Source organism: Streptomyces sp. NBC_00386 (genome assembly GCF_036063235.1).
Lineage (GTDB): Bacteria > Actinomycetota > Actinomycetes > Streptomycetales > Streptomycetaceae > Streptomyces.
In genome coordinates, this window is record NZ_CP107950.1 from 8,815,221 (window position 1) to 8,832,498 (window position 17,278).

The window sequence follows — 17,278 nt, forward strand, 5'->3', positions numbered from 1 at the left end:
GTCGATGTCATCGAGGAACGGCGGTCTTCGCACGCCCTCGGTCGCCGCCGCCTCGTACCCACTGCCGCAGCTTCGTGAGGGCGTGCTCCTTGTGGATCCGGGTCGCTGAGAATTCACCCGTGCTCGTGATGAAAGCGGTCAGAGGGGTCCATCGCTCGCGCCCGTTGCGGGCTGTCCACGTCACGGCCGGAAAGTCCGTGACGGCCTTGATGTGTTCTCGGTCGATGACCCGCGTGCGCGCGTAGCCGCGAATCGTGATCCGCGAGTGGTCGTATGTCACGCCGAGCCGATATCCGCGGACTGCCAGTACGGCGAACCCGAGCACGGCCAGAACCGCCACGAGCCGTGGCAACCCGCCGTCGGCTTGAACCGCGTACGCGGTAGCGGCAACCGCCGGGACGACCGCGAGGCCGCTGTTGGCCAGACGGTTACGGGTCGACAGCGAATGCTCCATGGTGTCCCTCGGGTGATCTCAGCGACGGCCGCAGCCTACCGCCCGTGGTTCGCCGTGGGGTCTTCGCGGAGAGGGGGCGGGGGCGCCGTTGCCGCGGAGCGGATGTGGGGGAAGAACCGCGCGAGGACGTACACGAGCAGGCTCAGCCAGCAGGTGGCGAACAGCCAGCCGCCCACGACGTCGGAGAACCAGTGAACGCCCAGGTAGACGCGTGACAGGCCGACGAGCACGGCCCAGCAGCCGATGAGCAGGACGAGGGCTCTCCTGGACTGCGGGGCGCGGGCGAGCACCGCGAGGACGAGCAGCCCGCCCGCGACGGCGGAGGTGGTGGTGTGACCGGACGGGAACGACCACCCCGAGGCATGGGTGGCCCAGTTCGCCACGGGGGGCCGGGGACGGGCGATCAGCGACATCACGGCGAACCGCAGGGCCTGTGCGGCGGCCAGGGCGCATACACAGGCGGCGACGGCGCGGACCCGCTGGCGTGCCGTCCGGCCGAGGAGCAGGCCGGCCAGGACGACCAGCGCGTACGGGACGACACCGGTGCCGGTGTAGGTCACGCCGCGTGCCATGGCGAGCGCCACGTCCGGGCGGTGCGTGAGCGACCAGGAGGTCAGCTCGGAGTCGCCGGACAGGGGTGCACCGTCGTGACCGGTCACGACCAGGGCCAGCAGCACGAACGCCACCAGGCTCCCCAGCGCGGTCGACGCGGCGATGTCGCTGGTGCCGTGTCGCTTCATGGCCGGGCCTGGGTGGCGTCGGCCTCGTGCGCGGGTGAGGCGCCCGGGGCGGCGGACATGACTGTGGCCCCTTTCCACGGGACGCGCGCACGGGGGCAGGACTGCTCGCCCGCGCCCAGCTGCGTCGCGGTCTCGTCTACATAACTGTAGACGATGGGCGTCCGGGATTGTCACCGGGTTGCTCCACGAAGATCAGCGTCCCATCGCCCGAGGAAGTCGGCGTCCCGTGACCCGGCGGGTGTCGGCGTTGCGTCACGCGGCGGAGAAGCGGTGCCGTGTCGCCCGGCAGAGAAATCGGCGCCGTGTCACCGGGCGGGGGAGCGGTGCCGTGTCATCTGGTGGGGGAAGGTGCCGTCGGCCCGACCTCCCATCCCGCGTGACCGGCGACGGGAGCCACCCCGGCGACCGGCAGGGAATGACGTACCCTGCGTGTTACGTATAACCCTGGAGAGGTCCGATGAGACGCATCGCCCTGGTCACCCTCGTCGTCGACGACTACGACGAGGCCGTCCGCCACTACACCGAAGCCCTCGGTTTCCGCCTCGTCGAGGACACCCCGAGGCCCGACGGCTCCCGCTGGGTCGTGGTCGAGCCGGGTGCGGAGGGCGGCGGAACGGGGCTGCTGCTCGCCCGGGCCAAGGACGAGGCGCAGCGCGGCCGGATCGGCGACCAGACCGGCGGACGTGTCGGCTTCTTCCTGTACACCGACGACTTCGCCCGCGACCACGCCAGGATGCGCGCCGCGGGCGTGACCTTCCTGGAGGAGCCGCGCCACGAGCCGTACGGCTCGGTCGTCGTCTTCCAGGACCTGTACGGCAACCGCTGGGACCTGCTCCAGCCCGCGGGCTGACCGGCCCGGTCCTCCGCACCCTCCCGTACGCCCCGTACTCTTCCGAACCCTCCCGATCCGAACGACCTCCCGAGGAACACCGCACATGACCGCGCCCCGCATCGACATCGACACGATCCGCCGCCTGCCCAAGGTGGTCCTGCACGACCACCTCGACGGCGGCCTCCGCCCGGCCACCCTGGTCGAGCTCGCGGAGAGCGTCGGCCACACCCTGCCCACCACGGACCCGCGGGAACTGGCCGACTGGTACTACGAGGCCGCCAACTCCGGCGACCTGGTCCGCTACATAGCCACGTTCGAGCACACCCTCGCCGTGATGCAGTCGCGCGAGGGCCTGCTCCGCACGGCCGAGGAGTACGTCCTCGACCTCGCCGAGGACGGTGTCGTCTACGGCGAGGTGCGGTACGCGCCCGAGCTCATGGTCAACGGCGGGCTGACCCTGCCCGAGGTCGTCGAGGCCGTGCAGGAGGGCCTCGCCGCCGGTATGGCCAAGGCGGCCGCCGCGGGCAACCCGGTGCGCGTCGGCACCCTGCTGTGCGGCATGCGGATGTTCGACCGGACCCGCGAGATCGCCGACCTCGCGGTGGCGTTCCGAGACGCCGGAGTCGTCGGCTTCGACATCGCGGGCGCCGAGGACGGCTTCCCGCCCGCCGACCACCTGGCCGCCTTCGAGCACCTGCGCCGCGAGAGCGTCCCGTTCACCATCCACGCCGGCGAGGCGCACGGTCTGCCCAGCATCCACCAGGCGCTCCAGGTCTGCGGCGCCCAGCGTATCGGCCACGGCGTCCGCATCACCGAGGACATCGTGGACGGCAAGCTCGGCCGCCTCGCCGGCTGGGTGCGCGACCGCCGCATCGCCCTGGAGATGTGCCCGACCTCCAACCTCCAGACCGGCGCGGCGAAGTCCATCGCCGAGCACCCCATCACCGCCCTGCGCGACCTGGGCTTCCGCGTCACCCTCAACACCGACAACCGTCTGGTGTCGGGGACGACGATGACCCGGGAGATGTCGCTGCTCGTGGAGGAGGCGGGCTGGGGCATCGAGGATCTGCGCACCGTCACCGTGAACGCGGTCAAGAGCGCGTTCATCCCGTTCGACGAGCGCAAGGCCCTCATCGAGGACGTCGTGCTTCCCGGCTACGACTGCTGAACCGGACCGAGGACGTCGTGCGTCCCGGTTACGACTGCTGAACCAGTCCGCGTACGTAGGCGGCCTGTCCGACGTGCTGGAGATCGTCGGACAGGACGCTGATCAGGCGTACGCCCAGGGTGACCGGCGGGTCCCAGCGTTCGTCCACGACGCGCTCGAAGTCGTGGGCGGCCAGCCCGCCGATGTAGGCGAGGGTCCGTTCGTGGACGGCGTCGTAGTAGCCGAGCAGCAGGTCGCCCGACTCCACCCGGACCCGGGCGACCTTCCCGGACGTGTGGCCGTACCCGGTGTCGCCGCGCGGCAGGTCGAGCGCGAAACGCTTCGCCCAGTCCTCGGTGAGCCACACCTGCTCCGTCCCGGCCGCGTCGGCGACATGGTCGTCCTGGACCCGGGTGAGGTGCCAGACCAGCCAGGAGATCGAGTTCGCGGTCTCGTCGGGGCGGGTGTTGAGGGCGTCCGGCGCGAGCCCGTCGACAGTGGCACGGACTTCTTCCCGGATGCGGCCGAATCCGTCGATGAGGATGTCCTTCGCAAGCATGGAACCACCATCGCCCATCGGGCCCGTCCCTGCGTCCGGAACCGCCCGAGTGTCCTGAAACGGTGCCGGGCACGCCGCCTCCCCGCCGTCGCCGCGCGTCCCGGACGGTTCAGGCACCTTCCTGAGAGGCGTCGAGCAGGGTCATCAGGGCCCGCGCGGCCGGGCTCGTGGCCTCCGCCAAAGGCAGCATCGCGACCGTCTCGTATGAGCCCTCCGAGGCGCCCTTGAAAGGCAGCGCGGTGAGATCGCGGGCCTCCGGCTTGTGACCGAAATGGCGTGGTACGACGGCTATGCCGAGGCCCTCGTGGACGAGCTCCAGGAGGCTGTGGACGTCGTTGACCTCCAGGGCCACCGTCCGTCGCACACCCGCTGCCGCGAAGGCCGCGTCGGTGGTGCGCCGGGGACCCCAGTCGGGGTGGAAGTCGACGAAGGCCTCCCCGCCCAGTTCCTCGGGCGTGACGACGGCGGCGGTCGCGAGCGGGTGCTCGGCGTGGCAGAGCACGGTCATCGGCTCACTGGCCAGCGGGACCGACCGCAGATGCTCGGCATCGGCACGGGTGCGCACGGCGAAGGCCAGGTCGAGACGGCCCGCCGCGACCTCCTCCGCCAGCGCCTCGGAACCCGCCTGGCGCAGCCGGATCTCCACGTCCGGATGGCGCCGCCGGAACGCGGCGAGCAGCCGGGCGCAGTGCACGCCGGCGATGCATTGTTCGGTGCCGAGGGACAGAGTGCCGCGCAGCACCCCCTGTACGGCGGCCACGGCGTCGTGCGCCGACCGCACCTGGGCGAGGATCCGTTCCGCCTCGACGAACAGGGCGCGGCCGGCCTCCGTGAGGGTGACCCGGCGGGTCGTACGGACGAACAAAGGCGCTTGGAGCTCCCGCTCCAGCGCTCTGATCGAGGAGGAGAGACCCGACTGCGACACCATGAGCCGCTCCGCCGCCCGGGTGAAGTGCCGGTCCTCGGCGACGGCGACGAAGTGCTGAAGATGACGCAGTTCCATGAGAGGCAAGGGTAGGCGCCGACCGGCGGGCGCCCGGACCGATTGAGAAGCGGGATCGCTCAATGCCATCCGATCCTTCCGTTGGACCGCTGCCCGCGGGGCGCGCGAGAGTGGAGGCAGCCTGTTTCCCCCGGCCTCTCAGGAGTACGCGTTGTACACCCCGCACCCCGACCGTTACGAGGACATGCCCTACCGGCGCACCGGACGCAGCGGCCTGAAGCTTCCCGCGCTGTCGCTCGGTCTGTGGCACAACTTCGGCCCCGACCGGCCTGTGGACGTCCAGCGCGCGATCCTGCGCCGCGCCTTCGACCTCGGTGTCACCCACTTCGACCTGGCGAACAACTACGGCCCGCCGCCCGGCGCGGCCGAGTCCGCCCTCGGCGACGCCCTGAAGGCGGACTTCGCCCACCACCGTGACGAGCTGATCGTCTCGACCAAGGCCGGTTATCTGATGTGGCCGGGCCCGTACGGCGAATGGGGCTCGCGCAAGTACATGCTGTCCTCGCTCGACCAGAGCCTGGGCCGGATGGGCCTCGACTACGTCGACATCTTCTACTCGCACCGCCCCGACCCGGAGACTCCGCTGGAGGAGACGATGGGCGCCCTGCACTCGGCCGTCCAGCAGGGCAAGGCGCTGTACGTCGGCGTCTCGAACTATTCGGCGGAGCAGACCCGTGAAGCCGCCCGGATCCTGGCCGAGCTGGGCACCCCGCTGCTCATCCACCAGCCGCGCTACTCGATGCTCGACCGCCGCCCCGAGGACGAGGGGCTGCTGGACGCGCTCGACGAGCTCCAGGTGGGTTCCATCGCGTACTCGCCGCTGGAGCAGGGCCTGCTCACCGGCCGCTACCTCGACGGCATCCCGGAGGACTCGCGGGCCGCGAGCGACAGTCCGTTCCTGAGCACGGACACGGTCACCGAGGACCTCGTGGGCCGGCTGCGGACCCTCGACGAGATCGCCAAGTCCCGTGGCCAGTCGCTGGCCCAGCTCGCGCTGGCCTGGGTGCTGCGCGGCGGCCGGGTCACCTCGGCCCTGGTCGGTGCCAGCAGCCCGCGGCAGTTGGAGGACAGCGTCGAGGCCGTCGCCAACCTGGACTTCACCGAGGACGAACTCGCCCGGATCGACGCGGTGGCCAGGGCGTAGGACCTACGGCGCGGGGCGCGCCCGCCGGTGTACGCCGAGGTCCCCGACGTGTGACCGCGTCGGGGACCTCCTCGAAACCGAGCGTGACGGCGGTCTCGTGGCGGTCGGTGTTCGCGGACATGGTGAACCGGCGTCCATCGGGGCACGTATGCATGGTCAAGGTCCTTGTCCCGAGCCGGTGTTCGGCTCCGGGAAGTGATACGACCACCGTGACGGGCGCCGCGTCGATCGCCTCACGGGTCATGCCGGGGGCCGGAGTTCAGGGGCCTGAAGGCAGGGGTGGGTTCCGGGACCGGAAAAGCTGTCGATGCCGTTTCGGCCAACCGCGGCGATGAATATGCCAAGAGACTGGCTGAATTCACGTGGTGACAGTGTGTCAGTAGTGACGATACTCAATCAGTAGGGCAATTCAGCCATGCCTGTGCAATTGCACGGAGCATAGCCCATGAGCCGCAGGGAAAGTGAGGCCGGACCGGCGACGAGCGACGCCAATGGGGGAAGATCGTGCACGACGAATTCCTGTGCCATGTCACCGCGTACGGCATGTGCGGCGGTCAGCGAGTCGGCGTACCCCTCGGCACCTATCGCGCGCCGACCCTCGCGCTGGCCCTGTGGTGGATGCGGGACCGTGCGGCCTGGATGGCCGAACGGCTCGATCCGCAGCCCGAGGATCCCGCCTTTCCGCCCAACTCGATCGCCCCGGTGGGGGACAGCGTTCCCGACGTCCCGACCATGCTGCGCTCCTGGTGCGGCGACTCGGGGCAACAGGAGCTGGTCGCCGAGGAGTTGGCCGCGGGCAAACTCGTCCGCGTCTCCACCAGTGACGACACCACCGAGTACGAGCTGCTCGCGGAATCGGTGGACGCGCTGCGCATGCACCGCACCGCCGCGGTCCTCGGAACCTCCGCCGCCTGACCGTTCGCGCGCCCCGGCCACCGGGCGCAGATCAGGCGCTTATGTGGGCAGATCGTTAGAATTCAGGCATGGCAGAGAGGCCGCTCACGGCGACTGCACCCGAGCTCGTCCTCGAAACCGAGACGGGCTCGACGGTGATGAGCCCGGACCACGACTACCACGTCGGGCGCGATCCGCTGTGTGACGTCGTGATCGACGACGTCCGGGTCTCGTGGCACCACGCGGTGCTGCGGCCCCAGGCAGATCACTGGACGCTCGAGGACGAGAACAGCACGAACGGCACGTACGCCGACGGCCGACGCGTCCACGAATGGGGCGTCGGACCCGGCAGCGTGATCCGCTTCGGGAGTCCCGCCGACGGCCCGCGCGCCGTCCTCGTCCGACGCCCGCCACCTGCCGCGGAGCGCCCCTCGGCCGTCTCCATGCCGGCCGCCACCGGTACGTTCAGACAGCCGACCACCGTACGGCCGCTGCCGTCCCGCACCGTCCGCATCGGCCGTGGCGCCGACAACGACCTCGTCATCGACGACCTGATCGTCTCCCGTAACCACGCCGAACTGCAGGCCAGGCCCGACGGGACGTACGAGATCGTCGACCTCGGCAGCCACAACGGCACGTTCCTCAACGGACAGCCCGTCGAGCGTGCCCTGATCACACCCGGTGACATCGTCGGCATCGGACACTCCGCGTTCTGTCTCGTCGGCGACCAGTTGCAGGAGTACGTCGACAGCGGCGAGGTCTCCCTCGACGTGCAGGACCTCACCGTCGAGGTGGACAAGGGCCGCAAGACGCTCCTGGACCAGGTGTCGTTTCCCGTCGGCGAGAAATGTCTGCTCGCCGTCGTCGGCCCGAGCGGTGCCGGCAAGTCCACGCTCCTGAACGCGCTCACCGGACAGCGGCCCGCCGACCACGGCACGGTGCTCTACGACGGCCGTGACCTCTACCGCGACTACGCCGAACTGCGCCAGCGCATCGGCCTGGTCCCGCAGGACGACATCCTGCACGCCCAGCTGACCGTCCGCCGGGCGCTGACCTACGCCGCCGAACTGCGCTTCCCGCAGGACACGGCCAAGGAGGAGCGCCTGGCCCGGGTGGACGAGGTGATCGGCGAACTGGGCCTGGGGCAACGTGCCGACCAGCCCATCCACAGTCTGTCCGGCGGACAGCGAAAGCGCGTCAGCGTGGCCCTGGAACTGCTCACCAAGCCGTCCCTGCTCTTCCTCGACGAACCGACCTCCGGACTCGACCCGGGTATGGACCGCTCGGTGATGCACATGCTGCGCGGCCTCGCCGACGACGGCCGAACCGTCATCGTGGTCACCCACAGCGTGCTCAGCCTGGACGTCTGCGACCGGCTCCTGGTCCTCGCGCCCGGCGGCAAGGTGGCCTACTACGGGCCGCCCGACGACACTCTGGCCTTCTTCGGCTACCGGCAGTGGCCCGAGGCGTTCGAAGCCTTCGAGCGCGACACGGACCGTGACTGGGCGGGGGAGTACCGGGACTCGCCGTTCCACGGTCAGTACATCGACAAGTCGACCTCGCAGCCGAAGATGCCGGACGCGGCCACCGGAGCCCTCGTCGGACCGCCGCCGAAGGCCCAGAGCTGGGGCTCCCAGCTCCGTACCCTGGTCCGCCGCTACGCGGCCGCGCTCGGGGCCGACCGGACCTTCCTCGCCATCATGATCGCCCTGCCGTTCGTGATGGGCGCGATGGCGCGGGCGCTCGCGGGCGGCAAGCTGACCCAGGAGACGGCGATGAACGCGCTGCTCATCCTGTGCGTCGGCGGTGTGCTGACCGGCGCGGCCAACGCCGTGCGCGAACTCGTCAAGGAACGGACGATCTACCAGCGAGAACGGGCCGTCGGCCTGTCCAGATCGGCGTACCTGATGTCCAAGGTCGTCGTCCTCGGCACCATCACCGTGCTCCAGGCCGTCGTGCTCACCCTCGTCGGCCTGTTCGGCGTCGACCTCAACGCCCCCGGGGGTGAAGGCGTCCTGATGCCACCCCTCCTGGAGATCACGCTGGCCGTGGCCCTGCTCGCCTTCACCGCGATGATGCTCGGCCTCCTCGTCTCCGCCGTGGTGCGCAAGGAGGAGGTGACGATGCCGCTGCTGGTGCTGCTGGCCATCGTCCAGGTGGTGTTCTGCGGCGCCCTGCTGAAGCTCCACGGTGTGCCCGGTCTGGAGCAGCTCTCCTGGCTCGTGCCCTCCCGCTGGGCCCTGGGCGCGATGGCCGGGACCATCGGCCTCGCCCGGATCGTGCCCGGCGAGCTGACCGGCGACCCGATGTTCCGGCACTCGACCAGCGCGTGGCTCATCAACATGGGCATGCTCGTGGTGCTCTCCGTCGTCTTCGGCTGGCTGGTCGCCCGGCTGCTGCGACGGCACGAGCCCGCGGTCATGCGGAAGTAGCCGCCGATGACGACCCCCGGCTTCCGCCCGACGCATGTCGTTCCGCAGGACGGGCTGCCCGCCTGGGAGTCGCCCGACCCGTCCCGCCCCACCGTTCCCCTGGACGCGCTCCTGCCGGTCGAACTCGTCGACCGGCTCGGCGACTGGGGGCGGATCGTGTGCGCGAACGGCTGGTCGGCCTGGGTCGACGGCCGCCTGTTGATCGCCGTACCGCAGGTACCGCCGGCGGCGACCCGTCCGCTCGCCCGCACGGCCGATCCGCGCCCGCTGCTGGCCCGCGTCGAGCAGGCGCTCACCGACTACCGGCAGGCGGCCGAGGAACTGGCGTCCGGGCAGCTCGAGGCCGAGAACTTCCGTGCCCGGACGCAGGGCAGCCGGATCGGCGTGGTCGTCGACGGCGAGTCGCTGTGGCTGTACGACGGCGAGCACGAGCGGTGGGTCTACTGCGACGGGACGCGGCTGAGCACCTTCGCGGCCGAGCGCACCCCCTCGACCGCACGACGCGAGAGTGCACACCAGCCACGGGAACAGGAACCGTCGCGGGACCGGGCACAGTCGCGGGACCGGGGCACGGAGCGGGACCGAGGTCCGGAGCAGGATCGGGGTCCGGAGCGCGACCGGTCGCAGGAACCCGGCCGATCGCAGGATTCCGAGCGGCGGCAGGAGCGGGATCGGTCGCAGGGGCCGAGCACGGCGCGCGGGCGCCAGGCGGAGCCGACGCGGATCGTGCGGGAGCCCGCTCCCGGCGGGCCCCCCAGTGGGCCTCGGGGCGGGCCTCCGGGCGGACACGAGCCCACCCGCCTGGTCACTTTCGGCGGTGACGACGGCGGTGACGACGGCGACGACGGGAGCGAGGACTGATGCACGGCGCGGGGCAGGACCGGGGTGACGGCTGATGGACGAGACGTCCGGGCGGGACACCAGCCCGTTCTCGGGGCGGCCCTCCGACCTGATCGGACGGCAGATCGCGGGCTACCGGATCGAGCGGGAGATCGGCCGCGGCGGGATGGCCGTCGTCTACCAGGCCAAGGACCTGCGTCTGGACCGCACGGTCGCGCTCAAACTGCTCGCCCCGGAACTCGCCCGGAACGACACCTTCCGCGGCCGCTTCACCCATGAGTCACGGGTGGCCGCCGCGATCGACCACCCGCACATCGTGCCCGTGTTCGAGGCGGGCGAGACGGACGGCGTCCTCTACATCGCCATGCGTTACGTGGCCGGACGCGACCTGCGCCATCTTCTCGACCGTGAGGGTCCGCTGACGGTCACCGTGGCCGCCCGGATCGGCATCCAGGTCGCCTCCGCGCTCGACGCGGCCCACGACCACGGCCTGGTGCACCGGGACGTGAAACCCGGCAACATCCTGGTGGCCCAGGGCACCGACAGCGACCACCCCGAACACGTCTATCTCACGGACTTCGGACTGACCAAGAAGTCCCTGTCGCTGACCGGGTTCACGAGCGTCGGACAGTTCGTCGGCACCCTCGACTACGTGGCGCCGGAGCAGATCTCCGGCAAGCCGGTCGACGGCCGCTGCGACGTCTACAGCCTCGGCTGTGTCGTCTACGAGACGATGGCCGGCCGGCCGCCCTTCCAGCGCGACGACGACATGGCGCTGCTGTGGGCCCACCAGTACGACCAGCCGCCGGCCCTGACCACGCACCGCCCCGACATCCCGGAGGCGGTCGACGCGGTCCTCGCGAAGGCGCTCGCCAAGAGCCCCGACGACCGGTACGACTCGTGCCTGGCCTTCGTCAGCGCGCTGCGGGTCGCCGCACGCGGCCCGGTGACCGGGAGCGGCACCGGGTCGAGCACGGAGGCCGAGGCGGCGCCGGGCGGCCCCGGGCCCGTGCCGCAGCCGCCCGTCTGGGCCCGGCCCGTGTTCCGGGGCTGAGGCGCCACCGTCAGCCGTCGTTCGTCGGTATCGGTCAACGGTGGCCGGTGGACCCGACCTCGCCCTTGCGTCGGACGCCCTTGGCCAGAAGGGCGCCCAGGAAACCGGTGACCAGCCCCCACAGCACGGCGAGGCCGAGGGCGCCCCACACCTGGGGCTTCAGGAAGAGCTCCCCCTTCAGGCCTCCGCCGATGTCACCGAGGCCGAGGATCGACAGGCCGTAGTGCGCCGAGATCCGGCCCAGCAGGCAGATCATGAGCACCGTCAGCGCCAGCGAGGCCGCCATGCGGACGGCGTGCTGCCAGGCCCGCGTCCGGGCCGGTGAGCGGGCCGCCATCAGGAACGCCGCCCCGAGCAGCAGTACGGCGTCGACGACCACCAGCCACCAGACCCTGCCGTCGTAGTCGGCGAGGGAGCCGAGGTTGAGCGCGGACACGTCCGGCGTGCGCAGCACCTCGTCGAGAACGTGCGGCATCGGCAGTCCGAAAGGCCCGTCCACCCGTCCGTTCCAGGTGGCGCCCAGCCCGATGGTGAACGCGAGCCAGACGACATTGGGAAGGCCGAGGAGCATCACGGCGAAGGTCTCGGCCGGATGCCCGCGGGTCGCCGCCACGACCAGTCCGATGACCACGCCGAGGCCCACGCAGGCGAGCAGCAGGATCACCATGGCGTACGCGGCCGGCCGTACCGATTCCTGGAAGCGCAGCAGCCGGGCCGGGAGCGGCGCACCGCGCGAGACCAGCAGCGCGATCACGAAGACGCCGGCGAGCCACAGCACCCCGAAAACCAGCGTCGGTGCCATGGCGGCCTTGAAACCCACCTCGGGCGTTGCGCCGAACAGGTCGCCGATGGCGCCGATGGTGCCGTCCCCGAGGTCGATGGTGAAGTTCTGGCGGGCCGCGAGCGCCAGCCCGATCAGGACGAGCAGCCACAGCACGGCGAGCCGTCCGGCCCAGCCGGCCAGCTCCGTCGCCCCGGCGACGGCGCGGTGCCGCAGCGGCCGCAGGAATCCCGCCCCGAGCACCAGCGCCCCGGTCAGGGTCACCGACAGCGGAATCACCGTGAGGCCCGCCTTCGTCTCGGCGATGGCTCCCGCGTCGCCGGTGAACTCGATGGTCCCGCCGACCGCCGTGACCAGGGTGGCCGCGACCACCCGCGGATAGGCGTTGTCGGGGAGGTCGGTGGCCCCGGAGGCCCACAGGCCGAGAGCGGCGACCACAGCCATCAGGACCAGACCGGCCAGTACGGCCGCGAGGGCCTGGAGCCAGCCGTGACGGGCGGCCGGACCTGCACCGCTGCTGTGGGCCGGCTGGGCGGACGGTGTCTGGGGACTCACGCTGCCACGCTAAGCAGCACCGACACCGTCCGCCCCTCGGGAGAGCCGACCGCGTCGGCTTGCGGGCACCGGCGGACCGGGGCACACAATGGTTGCGTTATGTAGGAAAGCAGTACAAAAGCACCTCGGTGCCACCGCATCCCTCCATCGGGAGAAGAGCTTGTGAGCGTCGAACCGCCGTCCTCCGGCCGTCCCACAGGACCGCCTTCGGGCCCGCTGTCGGGCCCGTCGCAGCCGAGCCCCACCCAGCCCGTCAACGTTCCGCCCGCGGGACCGCCCAGCGGCGCCTCCGGCGCGGGCGACGGAGCCGGTGGACCGGGAAGCGGTGGTACGGGAGGGGGCGGTACGGGTGGCGGTGGTACGGGTGGCGGTGGCTCGGGTCCCGAGGGGCCCGGCGGTGGAGCCACCGGCCCTGGGCAGCCGGGTGGGGGACCCGAACGGCCCTGGTGGCGGTCGGCGCCGCGGGTCGCGCTGATCACCGGTGTCGTGGCGGCGGCGGTGATCCTGGGACTGGTCTTCACCAACAACGGCGGCGGGGCCAAGAACGCCGGCAGCGAGGTCTTCGCGCAGTCCGCGGACAAGTCGGGGCCCGACCCGTTCACCGAGTCGACCGCCAACGACAGTTCCATCGAGTCGGAGACGCCCGCGGCATCGGCCTCGTCGGCGCCCGCCGACAAGGCCGGCACCTACAGTGGCAACGCGCCCGGTCTCTACGGCGGTACCCGCAACGTGTCGAGCTGCGACGTCGAGAAGCAGGTCAGCGCTCTGAAGGCGGACCCCGCGAAGAACAAGGCCTTCGCCTCGGTCGAGGGCATCCAGCCGAACGCGGTCCCCGTGTATCTGCGCTCCCTGACCCCCGTACAACTGCGCCTGGACACCCGTGTCACCAACCATGGCTACCGCAATGGCGCCCCCACCAGCTACCAGGCGGTCCTCCAGGCAGGCACCGCCGTTCTCGTGGACTCCCGCGGTGTGCCCCGGGTGCGCTGTGCCTGCGGCAACCCGCTGCTCGAACCGGTACCGCAGAAGGGCAACGTCAAGACGACGGGCGACCCGTGGCCGTCGTACCGTCCGCAGAACTCCGTGGCCGTCGCGCCGTCGACCACGGTCATCAATGTGTTCGTGCTCTACGACCCCGAGAGCAACGAGTGGATCGAGCGGCACCGGGGTGACGACGTGGACAAGGACAAGAAGACGCACCCCCCGGTGAAGCCCTCGCCGTCGGTCAGCGACTCGGGCTCCGAGTCCCCGTCGACCTCGACCTCGACCTCGACCTCGAACTCGCCGTCGTCCGAGAGTTCGTCCCCGTCGTCGTCCTCCTCCGAACCGTCCTCCTCCGCGCCGTCCTCGGTGGAACCGGAGAGTCCTTCCAGCGAGCCCCCGCCGCCCGTGACGGAGTCGGCCCCGGCGTCCGGCTCGTCGTCCGGCGAACAGTCGCCGGAGTCGCCCGGTTCCTCTCCCGCCGCGGGCGACGGCGGCTGAGGGTCCTGGGCGACGCACCCCGGCTTCACCGAGAGCGGAACGCCGGTCCCTTCCCGTACGGCCCCGCGCTTCTAGGCTGAAGGGGTGAGCGACCACGTGACGAACGAAGCCCGCGTCATTCCCCTGCGCCCGGCGGCGGGAGAGCCTGCCCGGGCAGCGCCGCCGGCCGGTGCCCCGGGCCGAGCACCGCGGCCACCGGGGCTCGCGCCGCTCCGGGGACCCGCGGCTCCCGCTCCCACAGCCAAGGAGCCGCTGTGGCGCGACCTGGTCGGCGACGTCCTGAGGCGCGAGCGACTGGCCCAGGAACGCACGCTCAAGGACGTGGCCGACGCGGCCCGGATCTCCATGCCCTACCTCTCCGAGGTGGAACGCGGCCGCAAGGAGGCCTCCTCCGAGGTCCTCGCCGCGGCCGCGCGCGCCCTCGGTCTGGGTCTGACCGAACTGCTGTCGCTGGCCCAGCGTGAGCTGACCCGGCACACCCGGGTCGAGTCCGTCCGGAGCCGCTCCGCGTCCACCCCGTCCTCGGCCTCGCGGTACGACGGAATGTGTCTCGCCGCCTGACGCTGTTCCGCGTGGCTCGCCGAGGTCAGACCACGGCGAGCCGGCGGCTCAGGATCTCGTCCGCGAGCCCGTACTCCACGGCTTCCTGCGCTGTGAAGATCTTGTCGCGGTCCATGTCCGCGCGCAGCGTGGCGACGTCGTGGTGGGTGTGCCGGGACAGGACCTCCTCGACCTGCGAGCGGATCCGCAGCATCTCCTTGGCCTGGAGGCTGAGGTCCGACACCGTGCCCTGACGGCCGCCGCTGGCCGGCTGGCCGAGCAGCACGCGGGCGTGTTCCAGGACGAACCGCCGCCCGGGATCACCCCCGGCGAGCAGCACCGCGGCGGTGGAGGCGGCCTGCCCGACGCAGAACGTCGAGATGGGCGCCTGTACGAAGGTCATCGTGTCGTAGATGGCCATCAGCGAAGTGAACGATCCCCCGGGCGAGTTGATGTAGATCGCGATCTCGCTCTCCGGGCTCGACGACTCCAGATGGAGGAGTTGCGCGATGACGACGTTGGCGACACCGTCGTCGATCTCCGTGCCGAGGAAGATGATCCGCTCGGAGAGCAGCCGGCTGAAGACGTCGTACGACCGCTCGCCCTGAGGGGTCCGCTCGACGACGTTCGGGATCGTGTACGTACCCATGTCAGAGTCCCATCCGTCGTCGTGACGCGGCCGGGCGCACATCGTCGAGCGACTCCACGACCCGGTCCACCATGCCGTACTCCCTGGCCTGCTCCGCCGTGAACCAGCGGTCGCGGTCACCGTCCCTGGAGATCGTCTCCTCGCTCTGGCCGGTGTGTTCCGCGGTGATCCGTTCGATGGCCCGCTTGGTGAACTCGTGGTTCTGCGCCTGGATCTCGATGTCGGCGGTGGTGCCGCCGATGCCCGCGGACGGCTGGTGCATCATGATCCGCGCGTTCGGCAGGGCGAAGCGCTTGCCGCGGGTGCCCACGCTGAGCAGGAACTGTCCCATGCTGGCGGCGAATCCCATCGCGAGCGTGGAGACGTCGTTGGGGATCAGCCGCATGGTGTCGTAGATGGCGAGCCCGGCGGTCACCGAACCACCCGGACTGTTGATGTAGAGGCTGATGTCGGTGTGCGCGTCCTCGGCGGACAGCAGGAGCAGTTGGGCGCACACCCGGTTCGCGGAGACCTCGTCGACCTGGGTGCCCAGGAAGACGATCCGCTGGGCCAGCAACTGCGCGGCCAGATGGTCGTCGTAGCGGGTCGCCGGGGTGTCGCCCTCCTCGGCCCGCGGCATGCGGTCCGGATACCGGCCGGTGATGAGGGGAGTCATGGATCCTCCTGGTCGTGACGCGGCGGGCGTCGCCGCTGACTCCACTCTCGGTCCGGTGCCGGTGCCGGAGCGGATTTCTCGGCCCGTGGCAGATTCGCTGTCGGCAGAGCCGAAGTCTCCGGGGTGTTCCCGCAAGGTCCTCGCGACTGCCGTCACCGTCGCCGTCGCAGGGCGGGGCCGGCGGAGGACCGGCACCGTTCCTCAGGCGGTCGCGCGGAGTTGGCGGAAGAACGCCCGGATGTCCGCGACCAGCAGATCCGGCTCCTCCATCGCGGCGAAGTGACCGCCCCGGTCGAACTCGGTCCAGCGCACGATGGTGTCGGTGCGTTCCGCGACATGGCGCAGCGCGACGAAGTTCTCCTCGGGGAAGACGGCAAGGGCCGTCGGAGCCGTCGACGGCTCGGGCGGTGTGCCCCAGTAGGCGGCGTGGGCCCGCTCGTAGTAGATCCGCGCGGACGAACCGGCCGTTCCGGTCAGCCAGTACAGCATCACGTTGGTCAGCATCAGATCCCGGTCGACGGCGTCCTCGGGACGGTCCCGCGAGTCCGTCCACTGCCTGAACTTCTCTGCGATCCAGGCGAGTTGACCGACCGGAGAGTCCGTGAGGGCGTACGCGAGGGTCTGCGGCCGGGTGGACTGGAGCGCGGCGTATCCCGCCTCCTCGCGGTTCCATTCCTGGCCCCGCCGCCAGGAGCCGAGGGTGCGCTCGCGCTCGTACGGGCTCAGCGCGGCCAGTTCCTCGGCGGTCGGCTCGGTGACGGCGGACGACCCGGGCAGCAGGTTGAGGTGGACGCCGGTCACCCGGTCGGGGTGCGCCCGCCCCAGCTCGCGCGAGACGGCGCCGCCCCAGTCCCCGCCCTGTGCGCCGTATCGCCGGTAGCCGAGGCGCTCCATCAGTACGGCGAACGCTGCGGCCACCCGGGTGAACTCCCAGCCGGTGTCCCGTGTCGGCCCCGAGAGCCCGAAGCCCGGGATGCTCGGCACGACCAGGTGGAAGGCGTCGGCCGGATCGCCGCCGTGCGCGCGCGGATCGGTCAACGGCCCCACGACATCGGTGAATTCGACGATGGACCCGGGCCAGCCGTGGGTCATGATCAGCGGGGTCGCGTCGGGTTCCGGCGAGCGGATGTGCGCGAAGTGCACGCGCGCGCCGTCGATGTCGGTGGTGAACTGCGGCCACGAGTTGAGGCGTTCCTCGGCCGCGCGCCAGTCGTAGGCGTGCCGCCAGTGGTGGACGAGATCCTGGAGGTAGTCCTTCGGGACTCCGTAGGCCCAGCCCGCTCCGGGCAGTTCGTCGGGCCAGCGGGTGGCGTCGAGACGGCGGTGCAGGTCGTCGATGTCGCTCTGCGGGAAGTCGACGCGGAACGGATGGACGCCGGGGGAGTCGGTGGGATTCATGTCCGGGGATGCTAACTCCGCGCCCGGCTCGCCCGGCACGGGTTTTCCGCGGGACCGGGGGCCGGCAGCCAGGTGTCACCGGACAGCGGTCCCGGGGGCCGCGTCGACCCCCGACGGTC

17 protein-coding genes are annotated in these 17,278 nt (G+C 71.2%); 9 read left to right on the forward strand and 8 right to left on the reverse strand.

Going from position 1 to position 17,278, the window contains the following annotated elements:
• Positions 1-7 precede the first annotated feature (7 nt).
• Together OG780_RS38520 and OG780_RS38525 are read right to left on the reverse strand one after the other, a co-directional pair.
• Positions 8-454, reverse strand: a complete 447-nt coding sequence (locus OG780_RS38520) for a hypothetical protein (RefSeq protein WP_328456137.1) — start codon at positions 452-454, stop codon at positions 8-10.
• Positions 455-489: 35 nt separating this feature from the next.
• A complete protein-coding gene (locus OG780_RS38525) occupies positions 490-1,194 on the reverse strand; it encodes a phosphatase PAP2 family protein (RefSeq protein ID WP_328456138.1) in 705 nt (234 codons plus the stop codon).
• Positions 1,195-1,651: 457 nt separating this feature from the next.
• On the opposite strand from OG780_RS38525, the gene OG780_RS38530 reads away from it, so the two are divergent.
• Complete coding sequence (locus OG780_RS38530) at positions 1,652-2,044, forward strand: VOC family protein (protein ID WP_326789692.1); 393 nt, start codon at positions 1,652-1,654, stop codon at positions 2,042-2,044.
• An 85-nt stretch (positions 2,045-2,129) separates the two neighbouring features.
• The gene (locus tag OG780_RS38535) at positions 2,130-3,194 is read left to right on the forward strand and encodes an adenosine deaminase (RefSeq protein ID WP_328456141.1); all 1,065 of its coding nucleotides are present in this window, start codon (positions 2,130-2,132) and stop codon (positions 3,192-3,194) included.
• A gap of 28 nt (positions 3,195-3,222) precedes the next feature.
• Here the strand turns inward: OG780_RS38535 and OG780_RS38540 are convergent, their stop codons facing one another.
• Positions 3,223-3,732: a mycothiol transferase gene (locus OG780_RS38540; RefSeq protein WP_328456142.1), complete on the reverse strand. Its 510-nt coding sequence runs from the start codon at positions 3,730-3,732 to the stop codon at positions 3,223-3,225.
• Positions 3,733-3,841: 109 nt separating this feature from the next.
• Positions 3,842-4,735, reverse strand: a complete 894-nt coding sequence (locus tag OG780_RS38545) for a LysR family transcriptional regulator (protein WP_328456144.1) — start codon at positions 4,733-4,735, stop codon at positions 3,842-3,844.
• Positions 4,736-4,886: 151 nt separating this feature from the next.
• On the opposite strand from OG780_RS38545, the gene mgrA reads away from it, so the two are divergent.
• From mgrA to OG780_RS38570, 5 genes are all read left to right on the forward strand, one after another.
• Entirely contained in the window at positions 4,887-5,879 is a 993-nt protein-coding gene (gene mgrA / locus OG780_RS38550) for an L-glyceraldehyde 3-phosphate reductase (protein WP_328456146.1), read from the forward strand.
• A 504-nt stretch (positions 5,880-6,383) separates the two neighbouring features.
• Positions 6,384-6,794, forward strand: coding sequence for a hypothetical protein (locus OG780_RS38555; protein ID WP_328456148.1), 411 nt, complete (start codon positions 6,384-6,386; stop codon positions 6,792-6,794).
• A 68-nt stretch (positions 6,795-6,862) separates the two neighbouring features.
• Entirely contained in the window at positions 6,863-9,205 is a 2,343-nt protein-coding gene (locus tag OG780_RS38560; protein ID WP_328456150.1) for an ABC transporter ATP-binding protein/permease, read from the forward strand.
• 6 nt (positions 9,206-9,211) lie between these two features.
• Positions 9,212-10,066 (forward strand): hypothetical protein, encoded by an 855-nt coding sequence (locus OG780_RS38565; protein ID WP_328456152.1) that lies wholly within the window; start codon positions 9,212-9,214, stop codon positions 10,064-10,066.
• A gap of 34 nt (positions 10,067-10,100) precedes the next feature.
• Positions 10,101-11,099 (forward strand): serine/threonine-protein kinase, encoded by a 999-nt coding sequence (locus OG780_RS38570; RefSeq protein ID WP_328456155.1) that lies wholly within the window; start codon positions 10,101-10,103, stop codon positions 11,097-11,099.
• A 34-nt stretch (positions 11,100-11,133) separates the two neighbouring features.
• Here OG780_RS38570 and OG780_RS38575 read toward each other — a convergent pair whose 3' ends face one another.
• The gene (locus OG780_RS38575) at positions 11,134-12,435 is read right to left on the reverse strand and encodes a streptophobe family protein (RefSeq protein WP_328456157.1); all 1,302 of its coding nucleotides are present in this window, start codon (positions 12,433-12,435) and stop codon (positions 11,134-11,136) included.
• Positions 12,436-12,597: 162 nt separating this feature from the next.
• On the opposite strand from OG780_RS38575, the gene OG780_RS38580 reads away from it, so the two are divergent.
• Positions 12,598-13,917, forward strand: a complete 1,320-nt coding sequence (locus tag OG780_RS38580) for a DUF6777 domain-containing protein (RefSeq protein WP_328456159.1) — start codon at positions 12,598-12,600, stop codon at positions 13,915-13,917.
• A gap of 84 nt (positions 13,918-14,001) precedes the next feature.
• Positions 14,002-14,478, forward strand: coding sequence for a helix-turn-helix domain-containing protein (locus tag OG780_RS38585; protein WP_328456161.1), 477 nt, complete (start codon positions 14,002-14,004; stop codon positions 14,476-14,478).
• Between the two features lie 25 nt (positions 14,479-14,503).
• Here OG780_RS38585 and OG780_RS38590 read toward each other — a convergent pair whose 3' ends face one another.
• From OG780_RS38590 to OG780_RS38600, 3 genes are all read right to left on the reverse strand, one after another.
• The gene (locus OG780_RS38590) at positions 14,504-15,106 is read right to left on the reverse strand and encodes a ClpP family protease (protein ID WP_328456163.1); all 603 of its coding nucleotides are present in this window, start codon (positions 15,104-15,106) and stop codon (positions 14,504-14,506) included.
• A 1-nt stretch (position 15,107) separates the two neighbouring features.
• Positions 15,108-15,761, reverse strand: a complete 654-nt coding sequence (locus OG780_RS38595; protein ID WP_328456165.1) for an ATP-dependent Clp protease proteolytic subunit — start codon at positions 15,759-15,761, stop codon at positions 15,108-15,110.
• A 201-nt stretch (positions 15,762-15,962) separates the two neighbouring features.
• The gene (locus tag OG780_RS38600) at positions 15,963-17,159 is read right to left on the reverse strand and encodes an epoxide hydrolase family protein (RefSeq protein ID WP_328456167.1); all 1,197 of its coding nucleotides are present in this window, start codon (positions 17,157-17,159) and stop codon (positions 15,963-15,965) included.
• Between the last annotated feature and the right edge of the window lie 119 nt (positions 17,160-17,278).